The sequence below is a fragment of the Streptomyces sp. NPDC060035 genome (assembly GCF_042736635.1).
In the GTDB taxonomy this organism is placed as follows: Bacteria; Actinomycetota; Actinomycetes; order Streptomycetales; family Streptomycetaceae; genus Streptomyces.
Genome location: NZ_JBHWVO010000017.1, coordinates 66,878 through 84,600, shown reverse-complemented (window position 1 = coordinate 84,600; position 17,723 = coordinate 66,878). Strand labels below are relative to the sequence as shown.

Sequence of the window (17,723 nt, the reverse complement as noted above, 5' to 3'; positions counted from 1 at the left end):
GAAAGATGAGGCGGCGCAATGACCGCGACGCAGCACAAGGGTGCCGGAGGAGGCCGGGGAAAGAATGACCTGGTCGAAATGGCGTGGGATCCCATTACTCGGATCGTCGGCAGCCTGGGCATCTACACGAAGATCGACTTCAAGCAGAAAGTGGTTGCTGAGTGCCACAGCACCAGCTCCATCTTCCGCGGCTATTCGGTCTTCATGAAGGGAAAGGATCCGCGGGACGCGCACTTCATCACAAGTCGCATCTGCGGAATCTGCGGTGACAACCACGCCACGTGTTCCTGTTACGCGCAGAACATGGCGTACGGGGTGAAGCCGCCGCACCTCGGCGAATGGATCGTGAATCTCGGCGAGGCCGCGGAGTACATGTTCGACCACAACATCTTCCAGGAGAACCTGGTCGGGGTCGACTACTGCGAGAAGATGGTCGCGGAGACCAACCCCGGGGTGCTGGAGCAGGCCAACCGCACCCCCTCGCCGCATGCCGACGCCCACGGGTACAAGACCATCGGCGACATCATGCGGTCGCTGAACCCGTTCACCGGCGAGTTCTACCGCGAGGCGCTCCAGGTCAGCCGGATGACCCGCGAGATGTTCTGCCTGATGGAGGGCCGGCACGTCCACCCTTCCACGCTCTATCCCGGCGGCGTAGGCACCGTGGCGACCATCCAGCTGATGACGGACTACATCACCCGGCTGCAGCGGTACGTCGAGTTCATGAAGAAGGTCGTACCGATGCACGACGATCTCTTCGACTTCTTCTACGAAGCCCTGCCGGGGTACGAACAGGTCGGCAACCGACGCATCCTGCTGGGCTGCTGGGGTTCCTTCCAGGACCCGGAGTACTGCAACTTCGAGTACAAGGACATGACCGAGTGGGGACGGAAGATGTACGTCACCCCCGGTGTGGTCGTCGACGGGAAGCTGGTCACCACCGACTTGGTGAAGATCAACCTCGGCATCCGGATCCTGCTCGGTTCGTCGTACTACAACGACTGGGACGAGCAGGAGACCTTCGTCTCCCACGACCCGCTCGGCAATCCGGTCGACAGGCGCCACCCGTGGAACCAGCACACCAACCCGCAGCCGCAGAAGCGGGACCTGGACGACAAGTACAGCTGGGTCATGTCGCCGCGGTGGTTCGACGGCAAGGACTACCTCGCCCTCGACACGGGCGGCGGGCCGCTCGCGCGGCTGTGGGCCACCGCGCTGGCCGGCCTGGTCGACATCGGCTACATCCAGGCGACCGGCCACAGCGTCAAGATCAACCTCCCCAAGACCGCGCTCAAGGGCCCGGTGGAGCTGGAGTGGCACGTCCCGAAGTGGAGCAACACCATCGAGCGCAACCGGGCGCGCAGCTACTTCCAGGCCTACGCGGCCGCCTGCGCGCTCCACTTCGCGGAGAAGGCGCTCGTGGAGATCCGCTCCGGGAACACCAAGACCTGGGAGAAGTTCGAGGTGCCCGAGGAGGGTGTGGGCTGCGGGTTCACCGAGGCGGTCCGCGGTGTCCTGTCGCACCACATGGTGATCCGGGACGGCAAGATCGCCAACTACCACCCGTACCCGCCGACTCCGTGGAACGCCAGCCCCCGCGACACGTACGGCACCCCCGGCCCCTACGAGGACGCCGTGCAGGGCCAGCCGATCTTCGAGGAGAACGACCGGGAGCACTTCAAGGGCATCGACATCATGCGCACGGTGCGCAGCTTCGACCCCTGTCTGCCCTGCGGCGTGCACATGTATCTCGGCGAGGGCAAGAAGCTGGAACTCCTGCACTCCCCCACCCAGTCCGCGGGCAGTGAGTGATGGCGCAGGAGGAGTCCCCGGCCGCGCCCGACTGGCGGGCGACCGGTGAACGCATCGACACCCTGATCGCCGCCAGCGGCTCGGGCGGCGCGGTCGCCCGAGAGCGCAGCGAGGAACTGGTCCGGCTCGTCGCCGACTTCTACGGCGCCGGGCTGGAACGGCTGCTCGACCTCGTGCACGAGCAGGGGCGGCTGGACGACGATGTCCTGGCCGCCCTGGCCGGCGACGACCTGGTGGCCAGCGTCCTGCTGGTGCACGGGCTGCACCCGTACGGCGTGGAGACCCGGGTCGAGCGGGCGCTGGAGAGTGTGCGGCCGTATCTGGGGTCGCACGGCGGTGATGTGGAGCTGCTCGCTGTCACCGACGAGGGAACCGTCCGGTTGCGGCTGCTGGGCAGTTGCGACGGCTGCCCTTCGTCCTCGGTCACGCTCAAGCTGGCCGTGCAGGGTGCGGTGGAGGCAGCGGCTCCGGAGATCACCTCGATCGAGGTCGAGACCGCGGCCGACGAGGATGCCGGGGCGGCGGGGCCACTGGTGCCGGTGGACTCGCTGTTCGCCCGGCTGCACGCGGACGCCGCGGCCGGCGGCGACGGCGCCTTCTGGGAGGTCGTGCCGGAACTGTCGGGGCTGGAGGCCGGCGCCGTGGCCCGGGTCGACGTCGGCAGAATGCCGGTGGTGGTCTGCCGTGTGGGCGCGGACCTCCTCGCCTTCGAGGACCGGTGCGCGCGCTGCGAGCGGCCGTTCGAGGGCGCCACGCTGACGCGGCGGCTGGGCGGTGGGCCGGGGGACGCGATCCTGCGCTGTGCCGGGTGCCGTGCGCACTACGACGTGCGGCGGGCCGGGGTCTGCCTCGACGAGGACGGCGTACATCTGGCCCCGCTGCCGCTGCTGTCGGACGGTGCCGCGGTCTCCGTCTCGGTGCCCGCGGCGGTGGCGCCGTGATCGCGGCCGGCCGCTCCGCCTCCCCGGCATCCACCCTGCTGCGCCTCACACGCAACCGGCCGCAGCAGCCCGTCGGTGAGCGCTGCGAGATGTGTGCGGAGCCGATCGGCGAGGACCACTCCCATGTGGTGAACCTCGACAGCCGCGCCCTGATGTGCGGCTGCCGGGCCTGCTATCTGCTGTTCACCGACGAGGGGGCACAGCTGCGCTACCGGGCGGTCCCCGAGCGCTATCTGCACTTCGCCGGGCTGACCGTGGACGGACGCGCCTGGGACGAGCTGCAGATTCCCGTGGGGCTCGCCTTCCTGTTCCGCAACTCCGTCCTGGACCGCATGGTCGCGTTCTACCCGGGCCCCGCAGGGGCCACCGAGTCGGAACTGCCGCTGGACGCCTGGGAGGCCGTCGTCGAGTCGAGTCCGGAGCTTGCCGTGCTGCGTCCCGATGTGGAGGCGCTGCTGATCCGGCGCACGGCAGAGAGCGGCGGATCGTGCCATCTGGTGCCGATCGACGCCTGTTACGAACTGGTGGGGCAACTGCGCACGCTGTGGCGCGGGTTCGACGGCGGCTCCGAGGCACGTGCCGCGACGGACGGCTTCTTCGCGCGGGTGGCGGACCGCAGTCGGCCCGCCGCGGGGATCGGGGCGCAGTGAACGACTTCGTGTTCTCCGTGCTCGACGTCTTCGCCGAGCCGTACGCAGCCGCGCCGCAGCTGACCGCCCGACTGCGGATCGAGGAGCGGACGGGCCGGCGCATCCACGCCATCGCGCTGCACTGCCAAGTCCGCATCGAGCCGCAGCGACGCCAGTACGACGATGCCGAACAGAGTGGTCTGGTAGCGCTGTTCGGCGGCCGGAACCGCTGGACGGACACCTTGAAGCCGTTCCAGTGGATGAGCTGCGACACCACGGTGCAGGGGTTCAGCGGGGCGACCGAGGTCGACCTCGCCCTGCCCTGCACATACGACTTCGACGTGATCGGTTCCCGCTATCTGCACGCCCTGGGAGAGGGTTCGGTCCCCCTTGCCCTGATGTTCTCCGGCACGGTCTTCACCCGCGGCAGCAAGGGCTTCGGGGTCGAGCAGGTGCCGTGGGACTGCGAGGCCCGGTACCCGATGCCGGTCGAGGTGTGGCGGCGCATGGTGGCGGCGCACTTCCCGAACACCGGGTGGATCAGGCTGGACCACGAGGTGCTGGCGCGCTTCGCGGACTTCCGGGCCCGGCGCGGGCTGATCAGCTGGGACGAGACGGTCCAGGCCCTCCTGGCCGAGCATGACGAGGTGGTCCTGTGAGCCTTGACCAGGTGCGTTCGATCGCCGACGCCGTCCTGTACGAGGGGTACCTCCTCTACCCGTACCGCGCGAGCTCGCACAAGAACCGTTCACGTTGGCAGTTCGGGGTCCTCGGCCCTCCGCACGCCACGGCGGCGAGTTTCAGCGAGGAGCCGGAGATGGAGATGCAGTGCCTGCTGGCACCGGACGACGGGCCGGCGGCCGTCACCGTGCACCTGCGCTTCCTCCAGCTCCAGGTCCGCGAGGTACGGAGCACGGGCGAGGACGGGGTGGACGCGCCGGTCGACCAGCTCACCGTCGACGGGGTGTCGGTGATGTCGTGGGACGAGGCAGTCGAACAGGAAGTCGTCCTGACCGCTCTGTCGTTGCAGGAGGAGGCGGACACCGTCCACCAGGTCCCGGGCGGTGAGGACACCGAGCCGGTGACCGACGCACGGGGCGTGGAGGTGGGCCGGATCGTGCGGCGCCGACTGCCGTTGGCGGTCCGCGTCCGTACGCGATCCGTCGTCGACGACGGATACGTACGCCTTTCGGTGGCGGTGCGCAACGAGCACCCGGAGCAGACCGTCACCAAGGATGCCGCGATCCGGTCCTCGCTGATCGGCGCGCATCTGCTGCTCCGGGCGCACGACGCCGAGTTCGTCTCACTGCTCGAGCCTCCCGCAGGGGCGGCGGCAGCCGCCGGCCGTTGCCGACAGCGCAGGTGCTGGCCCGTGCTGGTCGGCCCGAAGGGGACGACGGACACCCTGCTCGGCGCACCGATCATCCTGTACGACTACCCGGAGGTCGCCGAACAGAGCCCCGGGGCCCTGTTCGACTCGACCGAGATCGACGAGATCCTGACCCTCCGGGTCATGACCATGACGGAGGAGGAGAAGGCGGAGGCCCGGGCCACCGATCCCCGCGCCCGGGAGATCATCGACCGGTGCGACAGCATGTCGCCCGCCGACCTCCAGCAGCTGCACGGCCTGCTGCGCGACCCCCACCCGCCCCAGCCGGCGGCTCTCGTGGGCCCGGCGGCCGACGTCCGGAATGTGGAGCCCGCCGCCTTCGACACTGCGGGCGCCCCCTGGTGGGACCCGGCGGCCGATGCCTCGGTACGGCCCGGGAGCGACGCGGTGATGATCGATGGGGTCAGGGTGGCCAAGGGCAGCCTGGTACGCGTCCATCCCTCCCGGCGTGCCGATGCACAGGATCTGTTCTTCGCCGGCCAGGTGGCCCGGGTGACCGCGGTTCTCGCGGACGTGGACGGCGGTACGCACGTCGCCCTGGTCCTCGTCGACGACCCGGCGTCGGACCTGCACGACTGGTACGGCCGCTACTTCTACTTCGCGCCCGACGAGCTGACACCCCTGACCGTCGAGGAGACGGCGCAGCACCGAGAGGAGAACCAACCGTGAAGAACCTGGGCATCATCACCGTCGGCGTCGCGGCGGCCGTGGCGGTCGTCGCCGTGGGGGTCGGGATCAGGTCGATCCCCGACATCCGCCGCTACCTGCGAATCCGTTCGATGTGAATCCCGATCCGAATGATGTGAGGAAGGAGTACCCCATGGCGGACGCACCGCAGAACAGCGGCGTCGAGGAGGAGCCACAGGAGGAACGGGGCCCGAAGGGGTCCCGCGGCACCGGCTCGGACAAGCCGGCAGGCGGCCCGGCCGACCGCCCCTCGGGCACCTCGGACGAGCGCTCCGACACCTCCGTACAGCCGAAGAAGGCCCAGGACCCGGAATCGCCCGACCTCCAGTCCGGTGGCGGCTGAGCCGAGGATGACGGAGGAACCGGACACGGCCGCCCGGGTGCTGGTCGCGGGCATCGGCAATCTGTTCCTCGGCGACGACGGCTTCGGCCCGGAGGTCGTACGCCGGCTGGCCCGCGCCGGCGGGCTGCCCCCGCAGGTCCGGGTGGCGGACTACGGGATCCGCGGCATGCATCTCGCGTACGACCTGCTCGACGGGTACGGCGCGTTGGTGCTGGTCGACGCCTACCCGGGGGGCGGCGCACCCGGGGAGGTGACGGTGCTCCGCATCGGTGTGGAGGACCTCGGTACGGGTGAATTCGACGCCCATGGGATGAATCCGGTCGCTGTCCTTGCAAACCTGGATCAATTGGGCGGTACTCTTCCGCTCACCTACCTCGTCGGCTGCACCCCCGCCGGCGTCGAGGAGGGCATCGGGCTCAGCCAAGCCGTCGACAACGCGGTGCCCGAGGCGATCCAGGCGGTGCACACCCTGGTCCGGCAGCTCGTGCCGGCCGTAGCGACCGCGTCCCTGAACAGCGTCGAACCCCGGAGCCCCTGATCATGTGCCTAGGAATTCCTGGCCGCGTCGTGGAGATCGTGGACGGGTATGCGGGCCAGCTGGCTCTGGTGGACGTGGAGGGCGCCCGACGCCGCGTCAACATCGGCATGCTCGACGAGGCACCCGGTTGCGACGACTGGGTGCTTCTCCACATGGGCTTCGCCGTCGAGCTCATCGACCGTACGAAGGCCCGGGAGGCCCTGTCGGGCCTGGAGATGATGGGCCGGGGCCGGGAGCAGCGGATCCGGCGGAGGTTCGAGGTGCGCGGTGTCGTGCAGGGCGTGGGCTTCCGGCCCTTCGTCTACGTCACGGCCTCGGAGCTGATGCTCACGGGTTCGGTGACGAACACCGGCGACGGAGTGCTCGCCGAGGTCGAGGGACCGGCCGAGGCCGTGGAGGAGTTCGGCCTCCGGCTCCGTACCGAAGCCCCGCCCCTCGCGGTCGTCGAGGACGTGCGCACGAGCGAACAGCCGACGCGCGGCGGTACGGGCTTCTCCATCGAGCGCTCCAGCGCGCCCGACCGGGCCAGGACGCTCGTCTCACCCGACATCGCCACCTGCCGGGACTGCCTGGACGAGCTCGGCGACCCGTCGAACCGGCGCTACCGCCACCCCTTCATCACCTGCACGCACTGCGGCCCCCGCTTCACGATCGTCACCGGTCTTCCGTACGACCGGGCCGCGACCACGATGGCGGACTTCGAGATGTGCGAGGCCTGCCGGGCGGAGTACGAGGATCCGCGCGACCGGCGCTTCCACGCCCAGCCGATCGCCTGTCCCGACTGCGGACCGCGGCTCGAACTCGTCGGCAAGGACGGTGTGTCCCCCTCCCATGACGCGGACGCGCTGCGGACCGCGCGGGAGCGCCTCGCCGACGGCGGGATCATCGCGGTCAAGGGCCTCGGCGGCTACCACCTGGTGTGCGACGCCCGCAACGACGACGCCGTGGCCGAGCTGCGCCGGCGCAAACGGCGCGGCGGCAAGCCCTTCGCGGTGATGGTCCCGGGCCTCGACGTCGCGCGGGAGCTGGTGACCCTCACGGCGGACGAGGAGGATCTCCTGACCGGTGGCCGCCGGCCGATCGTGCTCCTCCCCCGGCGCCCTGCCCGGCCCGGGGCCGGGGTGTCCGATGGCGTGGCGCCCGGCAGTCCCCACCTGGGACTGCTGCTTCCGTACACCCCGTTGCACGTCCTGCTCTTCGGGATCGGTGACGACCGGCCGGGCCCGGACGCACTGGTGATGACGTCGGCCAATCTGTCGGGCGAGCCGATCGTCACCGACGACGGGGACGCGCTGACCGTCCTCGCCCCGCTGGTCGATGCCTGGCTGCGGCACGACCGGCGGATCCATGTGCCGTGCGACGACTCGGTCAGCCGCTATGCGGCCGGTGCCGAACTGCCGCTCCGCCGCTCGCGTGGATACGCCCCGCTGCCGCTCGCGCTGCCCTTCGACGTGCCCCCGACGCTCGCCGTGGGCGCCGATCTGAAGAACACCTGCGCGCTGGCCGAAGGCCGCTACGCCTGGCTGAGCCAGCACATCGGCGACATGGACGACCTGTCCACGGTCGACGCGCTCACCCGGATCGAGAAGCACCTGGAGGACCTCACCGGGGTTGCGCCCGCCCGGCTGGTGGCCGACCGTCACCCCGGCTACCGCTCCGGCGACTGGGCCCGCGCCCATGCGGCCGGACGGCCGGTCCGCACAGTGCAGCACCACCACGCGCACATCGCGTCCGTGATGGCGGAGCACGGCCTGGGCGCGGACGAGCGCGTGATCGGCATCGCCTTCGACGGCACCGGCCACGGCGACGACGGGGCGGCCTGGGGCGGCGAGGTCCTGGTGGCCGGCTACGCGTCGTTCCGCAGGGCCGCGCACCTCGGATACGTACCGCTGGCCGGGGGCGACGCCAGTGTGCTCCGTCCGTACCGGATGGCCCTCGCGCATCTGCACGCGGCAGGCGTCCCCTGGGACGAGGACCTGCCCGCGGTCCGGGCCTGCCCGCCCGCGGAACGCGGCGTACTGGCACACCAGTTCGCCACCGGCTTCGGCTGCGTGCCCACGTCGGGCATGGGCCGGCTCTTCGACGCGGTGGCATCCCTGGCCGACGTCCGGCACGAGGTGGCGTACGAGGCGGAGGCGGCCATGGAGCTGGAGGCACTGGCCCGCTCCGCGGCAGCAGACCCCGCAGCAACGGAGGGCGGCCACTGCTTCGGAATCCGGCCCGGTACGGGAAAGGAACCCGCCGTCGCAGACCCGGGCCCGGTCGTGCGGGCCGTGGTGGCCGACGTAAGGGCCGGTGTTCCCGCCGGGCTGATCGCCGCACGCTTCCACGCCGCCGTCGCCGCTCTGGTCGTCGGCCTCGCGGACCTGTGCCGCGGGGACACCGGCCTCGATGCCGTGGCCCTGGGCGGCGGCGTCTTCCAGAACGCCGTACTGCTCGAAGCCACGCAACGCGGCCTGGCTGAGCGAGGCTTCACCGTCCTGCGGCCGCGACTGCTCCCGCCGAACGACGGCGGGATCGCCCTCGGCCAGCTCATGATCGCCGCATCGGGCTGACGCCGCAGCACCCCGTACCCCAAGAGGGATCCACAGAGAAGAGGGACCATGTGTCTGGCTGTTCCGGGGCGTGTCCTCAGTACCGCCGAAGTCGACGGCACTGTGATGGCCGAGGTCGACTTCGGCGGGGTGCGCAAGGAGGTGTGTCTCCAGTACATCCCCGATGTGACCGTCGGTGAATACGTCGTCGTGCACGTCGGATTCGCCATCCAGCGCCTCGACGAACGGTCCGCACAGGACACCCTCGCCAACTTCGAACGCCTCGGCATCCTCGCCGAGGAGTTCGGTGACGGCTTCGAACGCGCAGCCCAGCAGAACGCATCCCCCGAAGGAGCCGGCCGGTGAAGTACCTCGATGAGTTCAGCGACCCGGATCTCGCGAAGAAGCTGATCGACCAGATCCACGCGGCCACCACGCAGAAGTGGGCCATGATGGAGGTCTGCGGCGGCCAGACCCACTCGATCATCCGGCACGGCATCGACCAGCTCCTGCCGGACAGCGTGGAGATGATCCACGGACCGGGATGCCCCGTCTGCGTCACCCCGCTGGAGACCATCGACCGGGCGCTGGCGATCGCTGCCCGCCCCGGCGTCATCTTCTGCTCGTTCGGTGACATGCTGCGCGTGCCCGGCAGCAACCAGGACCTGTTCTCCGTCAAGAGCGCCGGCGGCGACGTACGCGTGGTGTACTCGCCCCTCGACGCGCTGAAACTGGCCCGCGAGAACCCGGACCGCGAGGTCGTCTTCTTCGGAATCGGTTTCGAGACCACCGCCCCCGCGAACGCCATGACGGTGTACCAGGCCAAGAAGCTCGGGGTGCGGAACTTCTCCCTGCTGGTTTCCCACGTGCTGGTGCCGCCCGCGATCGCCGCGATCATGGAGTCCTCGACCTGCCGGGTGCAGGCGTTCCTCGCCGCGGGTCACGTGTGCAGCGTGATGGGAACGGCCGAGTACCCGCCGCTGGCCCAGAAGTACAAGGTGCCGATCGTGGTCACCGGCTTCGAGCCGCTGGACATCCTCGAAGGCGTCCGCCGGACCGTCATCCAGCTCGAGGCGGGCCGGCACGAGGTGGAGAACGCCTACCCCCGGGCCGTTCGCGACGAGGGCAACGTACCCGCCATGGCGATGCTCACCGATGTCTTCGAGGTGACGGACCGGACCTGGCGCGGGATCGGGGCGATTCCACGCAGCGGCTGGCGGCTCTCCGAGAAGTACCGGGCGTTCGACGCGGAGCAGCGGTTCGACGTGACGGACATCCACACCGCCGAGTCGTCGCTCTGCCGGTCGGGCGAGGTCCTCCAGGGCCTGATCAAGCCGCATCTGTGCGAGGCGTTCGGCAAGGAGTGCACGCCGAGGAACCCGCTCGGCGCGACCATGGTGTCGTCCGAGGGCGCATGCGCCGCGTACTACACCCACCGCCGGCTCGAACTGGTCGATGCGAATTGACTCCTCCCCTCCCTAAAGGAAGGGGATTCCTGGCTCACGTTGGCTGCGGACCGGCGGTCCGTCAGCTCTTACACGATCAGCACCAGCCGGATTGAGACCAGCCCGGACGAGCATCACGCGGGCGGAGTTCTTGTCCCTGGGGGATACGGCTCCGCACGCGGTGCACGCGTAGGTTCGTTCTGAGAGAGGTAGTGCGTGCTTGGTTCTCGCTCCGCACTGCGCGCACTCCATGGTGGTGTGCGCGGGGTGTACCAGGTGCACGGTTCGGCCGTGCTTGCGGCCCATCTCGATGAGGGCCCGCTTGGTGGCGCCGATCGCGGCGTCTGCTGCCTTGCGTGCCATGGTGGACTTTGCGAGGAACTTCGGGCGGAAGTCCTCGACCGCAAGGACGTCATGGTCGCGGACAACGCGCTTGGCCCACTTGCGGGCAGTGTCGTGCCGTTGCCGGGCCACCTTCTTGTGGAGCTTCGCAGCCTGGCGCTTGGCCTCGCGGTCGCCCCGCGTCTGAGCCTTCCCCCGGGGTGCGCAGCGCCGGGCCATCATCCGCTGGTAGTGCGCCAGGTCGGCAGCGGCCTTCTTGCCGTGCTGGGCGTGGGGCAGGTCGTGGGCGTCGGATGTGGTGGTCGCGGTCTCCTTCACGCCCCAGTCGATGCCGATCACCGCGCCCGTGGCGGGCAGGGCTTCGGGGCTGGCGGCCATGACGAACGAGCAGTACCAGTGCCCGAGGCTGTCGCGGTACACACGCACGCTGGACGGGGACTCGGGCAGCTCCCGCGACCACACCACCGTCAGCACGATCCCGCCCGCGAGATGCAGACGACCATCCTTGAGACGGAAGCCGCGCCGGGTGTAGTTCAGGCTCGGGTCCGTCTGGTGCTTCCTTTTGTACCTGGGCATCCCGGCTCGCTGCCGCTGCGGCAGACGGGTTTTGACGTCCTTGAGTGCCTTGGCCCGGGACTTGCCGAAGTCGCGGATCAACTGCTGCTGCGGAACCGAAGAGCCCTCGCGCAGCCACGCGTTCGCTGCGCGGGCCTGACTCAGCATCTTGTCGAGCTGCGCCGGACCGCACGTCACCTTGTCCCCGGTGGCCCTGTTGTACGCGTACACGGCCTTCGACTTGGCCACGGCCTCATTCCAGACCCACCGACACCGCGCCCACTCCGCTTCCAGCGCGGCACACGCGGTGGACGACACACGCAGCCGGTAGGTCCACCGGGCGACCCGGCATCCTCCGATACCACTGCTGTCGTCACGATCGAAAACTAACAGCCACCACTGACAATGGAAGAAAGCGCAGGTCAAAGCAGATGCGCAACGAACTCCTCCGCTCCGCTGCTCCGCTCCAAGGACCCGTTCCTCCCCGGGCTGAAGCTCAGGGCCTCCTGGGAGAAATCCGGTGACTGACGCGATGCAAGTCGTGACCGAACGGTTCGGAGCGACCGACGTGACGGCAGAAGTGCCCGACCTCGACTTCGAGGGATGGACCTGTCCCGTACCGCTGCGGGACACCCCGTCCGTCGTCATGGGCCACGGCGGCGGCGGCGCGATGTCCGGCGAGCTGATCGAGCACCTGTTCCTGCCCGCGTACGGTGCCGCGGCAGCCGCCGACCTCGGTGACTCGGCCGTCCTGAAGGTCGGCTCGGATACCCGCATCGCCTTCTCCACGGACTCGTTCGTGGTGAAGCCGATGTTCTTCCCCGGCGGGTCGATCGGTGACCTGGCGGTGAACGGTACGGTCAACGACCTGGCCATGTCCGGCGCAACGCCCCTGTTCCTGTCGACCGCCTTCATCCTCGCGGAGGGCACCGAACTGAGTGTCCTCGGCCGGATCGCCCAGGCCGTGGGCCGGGCCGCCGAGGCCGCCGGCGTACGCCTGGTCACAGGGGACACGAAGGTCGTGGAGCGCGCCAGTGGTGACGGCGTCTACATCAACACCTCGGGCATCGGCGTGGTCCCTCCCGGTGTCGACATCCACGCCCGCCGGGCGCGCCCCGGCGACGCCGTGCTCGTCAGCGGCGACATCGGCGTGCACGGCGTCGCCGTGATGAGCTGCCGGGAGGGTCTGGAGTTCGGTACGACGGTCGAGAGCGACACCGCTCCGCTGCACGGACTGGTCGCCGCAATGCTCGCCACCGGTGCGGACCTCCATACGCTCCGGGACCCCACGCGCGGGGGTGTCTCTGCTTCGCTCAACGAGATCGCCCGCGCCTCGGACGTGGGCATCGAACTGGTCGAGCGGCTGCTGCCCGTGCCGCCCACGGTGAGGGACGCATGCAGTCTGCTCGGGCTCGACCCGCTCCAGGTGGCCAATGAGGGCAAGCTGATCGCGATCGTCGCCGCCGAGGACGCGGACCGGGTGCTGGCCGCGATGCAGAACCATCCCCTGGGCCGGTCCGCATGCAAGGTCGGCAGCTGCGTTCCGGATCACGCCGGGATGGTGGTCGCGAAAACGGGGCTGGGCGGGAGCCGGGTGATCGGGCTGCCGATCGGCGAACAACTGCCGAGGATCTGCTGAGTGAGTGCCGAGGGCGCAATGCTGTTCGCGCGATATGCCTACCCGCCCAATGAGCTCGGCTACTGCGGCCCCGCCGACGCGGCGGCTCTCCTCCGCCGTGACGCAACCGCCGACATCGAGCGGCGGGCCCGGCAGTTCGAGGGGGCCTGGTGCTATCTCCAGTTCCTCGCAGAAACGGCCGGGCTCCCGGACCCGCTCGACGTGCGGGTGGTCGAGGCCTACTGGATCGGCAGCGAACTGCTGGACCGAGTCGATCCCGTCGCCCTGGTGGAGCGCATGACCGACCGGTTCCGGGGGCAGCTCGGCGGCACCTGGCGCGAAGCCGGGGGGCGGGCCCTGGCCCATCACAGCTTCCAGGTGTTCGAGGTGTATCCCTGGGCGCCGATGCTGCGGGGAAGCGGCCGTCCGACCGCCCTCTCCGTGCTGGACCAGTGCCGCATCCGTACGGGAATGGTCGTCGGTGCCGACAGCGACGTGGCGACCGTACGGTCGCGCCCGCTGTGCTGGGACGGAGCGGGACTCGTCGTCGGCGCATGGCGGCAGGAGACCGTGCGCTGGTCGGCCGGTGGGCGGACGCTGATCGACGGGCTCTCCCCGGGCGATCGGGTGGCACTGCACTGGGACTGGGTGTGCGATGTGATCACCGACGAACAGGCCCGGCGCATCGAATCCCTTGAGGAGCGCCGGCTCACCGAACTGGGCCTATTCGGTACAGCGACTCGCCAATGGCTCACCACCGACCCCACTTCGACAACGCCCGGGCAGCATGCCTGGACTGGCGCGGCGCCACCTCCCGGGGCCGCAATGCCGGCTCCGGCTCCGGCTCCGGCAATCTTGACCTGCGACTCCGTCGACCAGGGCGAGGCCGACGCGTAAGGGAGTGACGTCGCCGCCCTGCCGGACAGGGTCAGCGGCTGCCGTGTCGATCTTGTCCCTCCGCCCCCGTTGCCACCAGGTCATAGCGTTGATGGCGAACCGGAGAACGGGTGAAGGCCGGCGTCCCGGCGCAGGACCGCGGTCATCTGTGCCGGGACCGGCCGAGAATGAAGGCGGCGCTCCCCAGGCGTCAGTAGGGCAAGCCCTCCGAAGCTGCGCGCAGGGCAGCGAGGAGGCACGTGGCGATTTCGCAGCCCGACGCCTCGGGATCCTCCGCGTACTTGCGGGCGAAGTCTTCCGCAGCTGCACGCAGTGCGCCGTTGACGGTTGCTGCGTGCACTTTGATTCTCAGGTCGTGGGCGCTGCCGCCGGTTCGCCGAGCGAGGAGTTCTCCGAGGACGGGCAGGGCGTCGTCGTGGGCCTGGAGCCAGACGGCGCGCAGGGCCGGGTCGGTGGAGGTCATGCGGATCAGGTCGAGAATGACGGGGGCCACGGCGGGCAGCTCCCCATCCCGGCAGGAATTCGTGACGAAGTCCATCAGGCCCGTTTCCGGTGGCCAGTGACGCAGCTGGTCCATGGCGAACTCGAGCCCTGCTGAGAGAAGCGGCAGTACGCAGCTCTCCTTGGTGGGGAAATGGCGCCACAGGGTGCGGGAGGAAACGCCCACGGCCTGGGCGATCTGCTCGCCCGTCGTGCCGGTGACGCCCTGTGAGGCGAACAGACGGACAGCCTCGCTGGCGATCTCGAAGCGGAGAGCCGCCTTGCGTCGCTCAGCGAGCGACGGCCTGGCCTCTGCCTGCATGGTCTGTCCGCGTTCTACGGATGGCGCTTCGCGCACCCTCGCCCCCGCCCTCTGTCCCTGTCACTGCAGCATAGCGAGCCATTCGAAAATGACGCATGCAGACGTCTTGTCACTGACTGACACACAGACCTACGCTGCCGTAAGTGACCAGCGAGTAACTGTGCTGTCGCGCACGGCATTTGGCGTGCACCGGCCGCATCGAACGAGTCCGGGCGACCTCGACCGCCCAGGGTCGGCCCCACCCAGGCAGCTCGGACGGCCACAGCGATCGGACGGCGCCCCAACCCCCCTCAAGGAGCCGCTCATGCCCACTCCCAGCAGGCGCGCCCTACTTACCGGTGCTGCCCGGTCCCGCAGCCGTCGGCGTCGGGGCTCGGCACCGTCACGGATACGAACGCCCTGGTCAACAGCACCTGGCACCCCCTGGGCGGTGCCCCCATGGGCACCGTCTGCGACCTGGAGGGCCGCGTCCAGGGCCAACGCGGCCTCTACGTCCTCGACGGTGCGCCGATCCCCGGCACGGCCGGCGCCTGCAACCCGTCGATGACCATCGCCGCCGTGGCCGAACGGGCGTTGGACGCCATCACCGCCCACGACATCGACACGATCATCTGAACGACGGACGAGGAGCACACCATGAGCCGCAAGAGAACCCGTTCCCGTTCCCCCCTCACCCCCACCCAGGCGACCGGCCGTATCAACAGGGCCGGCCTGCGCCTCCTGGCCGGGGTCGTCGCCGCCGGAACCGCCTGCACCGGCCTGTCGGCGGTACCGGCCACCGCCGCAACCGCGGAACCCGTCGTCTCCCGCGGGGTCACCATCCCCGCGTTCTACACCCCGCCAACCGAACTGCCTTCCCCCAACGGTGCGTTGATCCGTACCGAGGCCCTGCCGCTCGGGCTGAGCATCCCCGGCCTGGACGGGCGCGCGATGCCGGGCACCGCGACCCGTCTGATGTACAAGTCCACCGACTCGGCCGGGCTGCCCGTCGCCGTGACCGGTGCGTACATCGAGCCCTCGGCCGCCTGGAAGGGCACCGGCCCGCGGCCCCTGGTCGCGGTGGCCTCGGGCACCATGGGCCAGGGCGACCAGTGCGCTCCGTCCTTCGCCCTGCAGAGCCCGCTCACCCTCAACGGCGACACGGTGTCCGTGGGCTACGAGGCCCTGGCGATCTACCGGCTCCTCTCCACGGGGGCGGCGGTCGTCGTCACCGACTACGTCGGCCTCGGCGCGACCGACCGCCTGCACACCTACGTCAGCCGCCTCGACCAGGCCCACGCCCTGCTCGACGCGGCCCGCGCCGCCCGCGCCGTCCCCGGCGCATCGATCACCGCGGCGTCCCGCACCGGTCTGTACGGATACAGCCAGGGCGGCGGCGCCAGTGCCGCGGCCGCCGAACTCCAGCCCTCCTACGCGCCCGACGTCCCGCTCGCCGGCACCTATGCCGGCGCGCCCCCGGCGGATCTGACCTCGGTCATGAAGGGCATCGACGGCAGTGCGCTCGCCGGTGCGCTGGCCTGGTCGATCAGCGGATTCGCCCAGGCCGACCCGGACCTGCGCGCGGTCGTCGACGCGAACGTCAGCGCCACCGGAAAGGCCGCCCTGGCGGACGCGTCGACCATGTGCGTCGGCGACGCGCTCTTCGGCTACGGCTTCACCAAGAGCAGCAAGTGGACCACCAGCGGCAAGTCCATCGGGGACATCATCGCCGCCGACCCCCGCGCGAAGGCGGCCCTGGACAAGCAGCGCATCGGCACGCTCAAGCCGTCCGGACCGGTACGTCTGGCCACCGGCGTCCAGGACGACATCGTTCCCCACGCCCAGGCCCGAAAGCTCGCGGTCGACTGGTGCAACAAGGGCGCCAACGTCACCTACGACGCCATCGTGCTGCCGAACCTCGGCGACAAGATCCTCACCAACCACCTGGTGCCGCTCATCACCGACCAGGGCGACGCCATCTCCTGGCTGACCGACCGCCTCTCCGGCAAGGCGGCCACCTCCAACTGCTGGTCGATGCCCATCCAGCTCTGACCCCACCGCACCCACACGGATCGTGCTGCGTCCGCCGGAGCAACACCCCGGTGGACGCAGCACGGCGTTGGGCAGGGCCTGCCGGCCGGTGCCCGTCCGGCCACGCGGCGTACTGCCGGTAGCGGGGGCCGCGCGGTTCAGCTGGGCGGGTTGTGGGTCTGTTCGGGCGTGGGCATGCCGGTGGTGGAGGTGCTGGTCCAGCTGGCGAGTATGCCCAGTGCTTCGGCGGAGGGGGAACCGGGTTCGGGGGTATAGACAGCAAGGCTCTGCTCGGGGTCGTCCTCGGCGGCGAGGACGACGTAGTCGAGGGTGAGGTCGCCGACGAGCGGGTGGTGCAGGCGCTTGGTCCCCGTGGTGTGCGCGCGGACGTCATGGTCGGCCCACAGCCGGCGGAAAGCGTCGCTGTGCAGGGACAACTCACCGATCAGCTCGGTGAGCTGCGGATCGTCGGCGTGACGCCCGGCGTACAGGCGCAGGCCGGCCACCGTGTCCCGGGCGGCCCGTTCCCAGTCGATGTAGAGGCTGAGGGCGGCTTCGTCGAGGAAGACGAAGCGGGCGAAGTTCCGCTCGCGGTGCGGGCGGGACGCGAAGTCCGCGAACAGGGTGTAGCCGAGCCGGTTGGCGGCCAGGACGTCCATGCGTCTGCCCTGGACGACGGCGGGGACGCTCAGCGCGTCCAGCGCCCGGTAGAGGGCGGGGCGGACCCTTTGCGGGGCGAGCGGACGCTTACGCCGGGCAGCGGTAGTGGGCTGGGTGAGGGCGAAGAGGTGGGCGCGTTCGGTGTCGTCCAGATGCAGGGCGCGGGCGACGGCCTCCAGGACGGCTTCCGAAACACCTTGGGTGCGGCCGCGCTCCAGGCGAATGTAGTAGTCGACGCTGACTCCGGCGAGCTGGGCGACTTCCTCGCGGCGCAGCCCCGGTACCCGGCGGGACCCGGCGTGCGGGGTGATCCCGGCCTGTTCAGGGGTGATCCGGGCCCGGCGGGTGCGCAGGAACTCGCGGATCTCGCTGCTGCGGTCCATGCATCCACCGTACGGCCGCCCCTGGATCTCGCGGGCAGCCAAGGGGGTACTGCTGGACCCCCGGACGAACGCACCCCCGTACGTGCCTCCGCGGCGGACCTGCGGGTGGTTGCCTGGGTAGCGGGCCTGCTGCACCG

At 70.1% G+C, this 17,723-nt stretch carries 18 protein-coding genes; 15 read left to right on the top strand and 3 right to left on the bottom strand.

Annotated elements, in window-relative coordinates:
- Nucleotides 1-18: 18 nt before the first annotated feature.
- From ACFWBQ_RS25310 to hypD, 11 genes are read left to right on the top strand one after another with little or no spacing between them, the layout of a single operon-like run.
- Complete coding sequence (locus ACFWBQ_RS25310; RefSeq protein WP_385495516.1) at nucleotides 19-1,812, top strand: nickel-dependent hydrogenase large subunit; 1,794 nt, start codon at nucleotides 19-21, stop codon at nucleotides 1,810-1,812.
- On the top strand, nucleotides 1,812-2,753 hold the full coding sequence (locus ACFWBQ_RS25305) for a NifU family protein (RefSeq protein ID WP_385495473.1): 942 nt from the start codon (nucleotides 1,812-1,814) through the stop codon (nucleotides 2,751-2,753). The genes ACFWBQ_RS25310 and ACFWBQ_RS25305 overlap by 1 nt, the downstream gene beginning before the upstream one ends.
- Nucleotides 2,750-3,403: a DUF5947 family protein gene (locus ACFWBQ_RS25300; protein ID WP_385495431.1), complete on the top strand. Its 654-nt coding sequence runs from the start codon at nucleotides 2,750-2,752 to the stop codon at nucleotides 3,401-3,403. Before ACFWBQ_RS25305 ends, ACFWBQ_RS25300 begins: the two co-directional genes overlap by 4 nt.
- Nucleotides 3,400-4,041, top strand: coding sequence for a DUF6084 family protein (locus tag ACFWBQ_RS25295; RefSeq protein WP_385495400.1), 642 nt, complete (start codon nucleotides 3,400-3,402; stop codon nucleotides 4,039-4,041). Before ACFWBQ_RS25300 ends, ACFWBQ_RS25295 begins: the two co-directional genes overlap by 4 nt.
- Nucleotides 4,038-5,441: a hypothetical protein gene (locus ACFWBQ_RS25290; protein WP_385495365.1), complete on the top strand. Its 1,404-nt coding sequence runs from the start codon at nucleotides 4,038-4,040 to the stop codon at nucleotides 5,439-5,441. Before ACFWBQ_RS25295 ends, ACFWBQ_RS25290 begins: the two co-directional genes overlap by 4 nt.
- The gene (locus tag ACFWBQ_RS25285) at nucleotides 5,438-5,557 is read left to right on the top strand and encodes a DUF6893 family small protein (RefSeq protein ID WP_385495337.1); all 120 of its coding nucleotides are present in this window, start codon (nucleotides 5,438-5,440) and stop codon (nucleotides 5,555-5,557) included. The genes ACFWBQ_RS25290 and ACFWBQ_RS25285 overlap by 4 nt, the downstream gene beginning before the upstream one ends.
- Before the next feature lie 35 nt (nucleotides 5,558-5,592).
- Nucleotides 5,593-5,802, top strand: a complete 210-nt coding sequence (locus tag ACFWBQ_RS25280) for a hypothetical protein (RefSeq protein WP_385495301.1) — start codon at nucleotides 5,593-5,595, stop codon at nucleotides 5,800-5,802.
- 7 nt (nucleotides 5,803-5,809) lie between these two features.
- Nucleotides 5,810-6,340: a hydrogenase maturation protease gene (locus tag ACFWBQ_RS25275; RefSeq protein WP_385495261.1), complete on the top strand. Its 531-nt coding sequence runs from the start codon at nucleotides 5,810-5,812 to the stop codon at nucleotides 6,338-6,340.
- 2 nt (nucleotides 6,341-6,342) lie between these two features.
- Nucleotides 6,343-8,895 carry a carbamoyltransferase HypF gene (gene hypF / locus ACFWBQ_RS25270; protein WP_385495174.1) on the top strand — a complete coding sequence of 851 codons (2,553 nt, stop codon included), beginning with the start codon at nucleotides 6,343-6,345 and terminating at the stop codon, nucleotides 8,893-8,895.
- A gap of 48 nt (nucleotides 8,896-8,943) precedes the next feature.
- Nucleotides 8,944-9,240: a HypC/HybG/HupF family hydrogenase formation chaperone gene (locus ACFWBQ_RS25265; RefSeq protein ID WP_385495165.1), complete on the top strand. Its 297-nt coding sequence runs from the start codon at nucleotides 8,944-8,946 to the stop codon at nucleotides 9,238-9,240.
- Complete coding sequence (hypD, locus tag ACFWBQ_RS25260) at nucleotides 9,237-10,340, top strand: hydrogenase formation protein HypD (RefSeq protein ID WP_385495158.1); 1,104 nt, start codon at nucleotides 9,237-9,239, stop codon at nucleotides 10,338-10,340. The genes ACFWBQ_RS25265 and hypD overlap by 4 nt, the downstream gene beginning before the upstream one ends.
- Before the next feature lie 12 nt (nucleotides 10,341-10,352).
- Here hypD and ACFWBQ_RS25255 read toward each other — a convergent pair whose 3' ends face one another.
- A complete protein-coding gene (locus ACFWBQ_RS25255) occupies nucleotides 10,353-11,576 on the bottom strand; it encodes an RNA-guided endonuclease InsQ/TnpB family protein (RefSeq protein ID WP_385497014.1) in 1,224 nt (407 codons plus the stop codon).
- A 172-nt stretch (nucleotides 11,577-11,748) separates the two neighbouring features.
- Here ACFWBQ_RS25255 and hypE point away from each other — a divergent pair, with 172 nt between their 5' ends.
- Complete coding sequence (gene hypE, locus ACFWBQ_RS25250) at nucleotides 11,749-12,855, top strand: hydrogenase expression/formation protein HypE (RefSeq protein ID WP_385497008.1); 1,107 nt, start codon at nucleotides 11,749-11,751, stop codon at nucleotides 12,853-12,855.
- Nucleotides 12,856-13,731 (top strand): DUF6390 family protein, encoded by an 876-nt coding sequence (locus tag ACFWBQ_RS25245; RefSeq protein WP_385495152.1) that lies wholly within the window; start codon nucleotides 12,856-12,858, stop codon nucleotides 13,729-13,731.
- Between the two features lie 190 nt (nucleotides 13,732-13,921).
- Here ACFWBQ_RS25245 and ACFWBQ_RS25240 read toward each other — a convergent pair whose 3' ends face one another.
- A complete protein-coding gene (locus ACFWBQ_RS25240; protein ID WP_385495147.1) occupies nucleotides 13,922-14,533 on the bottom strand; it encodes a TetR family transcriptional regulator in 612 nt (203 codons plus the stop codon).
- Between the two features lie 177 nt (nucleotides 14,534-14,710).
- Between ACFWBQ_RS25240 and ACFWBQ_RS25235 the strand changes: the two genes are divergently transcribed.
- Nucleotides 14,711-15,148: a GMC oxidoreductase gene (locus ACFWBQ_RS25235; protein ID WP_385497004.1), complete on the top strand. Its 438-nt coding sequence runs from the start codon at nucleotides 14,711-14,713 to the stop codon at nucleotides 15,146-15,148.
- A 21-nt stretch (nucleotides 15,149-15,169) separates the two neighbouring features.
- Complete coding sequence (locus ACFWBQ_RS25230; RefSeq protein WP_385495138.1) at nucleotides 15,170-16,564, top strand: lipase family protein; 1,395 nt, start codon at nucleotides 15,170-15,172, stop codon at nucleotides 16,562-16,564.
- Nucleotides 16,565-16,701: 137 nt separating this feature from the next.
- Here ACFWBQ_RS25230 and ACFWBQ_RS25225 read toward each other — a convergent pair whose 3' ends face one another.
- Entirely contained in the window at nucleotides 16,702-17,586 is an 885-nt protein-coding gene (locus tag ACFWBQ_RS25225) for a helix-turn-helix transcriptional regulator (RefSeq protein ID WP_385495127.1), read from the bottom strand.
- Nucleotides 17,587-17,723: the final 137 nt, after the last annotated feature.

Coding starts and splice junctions, on each gene's coding strand:
- hypF (WP_385495174.1), top strand. CDS start 6,343: ATGTGCCTAGGAATTCCTGGCCGCGTCGTGGAGATCGTGGACGGGTAT.
- ACFWBQ_RS25240 (WP_385495147.1), bottom strand. CDS start 14,533: ATGCAGGCAGAGGCCAGGCCGTCGCTCGCTGAGCGACGCAAGGCGGCT.
- ACFWBQ_RS25230 (WP_385495138.1), top strand. CDS start 15,170: ATGAGCCGCAAGAGAACCCGTTCCCGTTCCCCCCTCACCCCCACCCAG.
- ACFWBQ_RS25310 (WP_385495516.1), top strand. CDS start 19: ATGACCGCGACGCAGCACAAGGGTGCCGGAGGAGGCCGGGGAAAGAAT.
- ACFWBQ_RS25305 (WP_385495473.1), top strand. CDS start 1,812: ATGGCGCAGGAGGAGTCCCCGGCCGCGCCCGACTGGCGGGCGACCGGT.
- ACFWBQ_RS25280 (WP_385495301.1), top strand. CDS start 5,593: ATGGCGGACGCACCGCAGAACAGCGGCGTCGAGGAGGAGCCACAGGAG.
- ACFWBQ_RS25265 (WP_385495165.1), top strand. CDS start 8,944: ATGTGTCTGGCTGTTCCGGGGCGTGTCCTCAGTACCGCCGAAGTCGAC.
- ACFWBQ_RS25275 (WP_385495261.1), top strand. CDS start 5,810: ATGACGGAGGAACCGGACACGGCCGCCCGGGTGCTGGTCGCGGGCATC.
- ACFWBQ_RS25225 (WP_385495127.1), bottom strand. CDS start 17,586: ATGGACCGCAGCAGCGAGATCCGCGAGTTCCTGCGCACCCGCCGGGCC.
- hypE (WP_385497008.1), top strand. CDS start 11,749: ATGCAAGTCGTGACCGAACGGTTCGGAGCGACCGACGTGACGGCAGAA.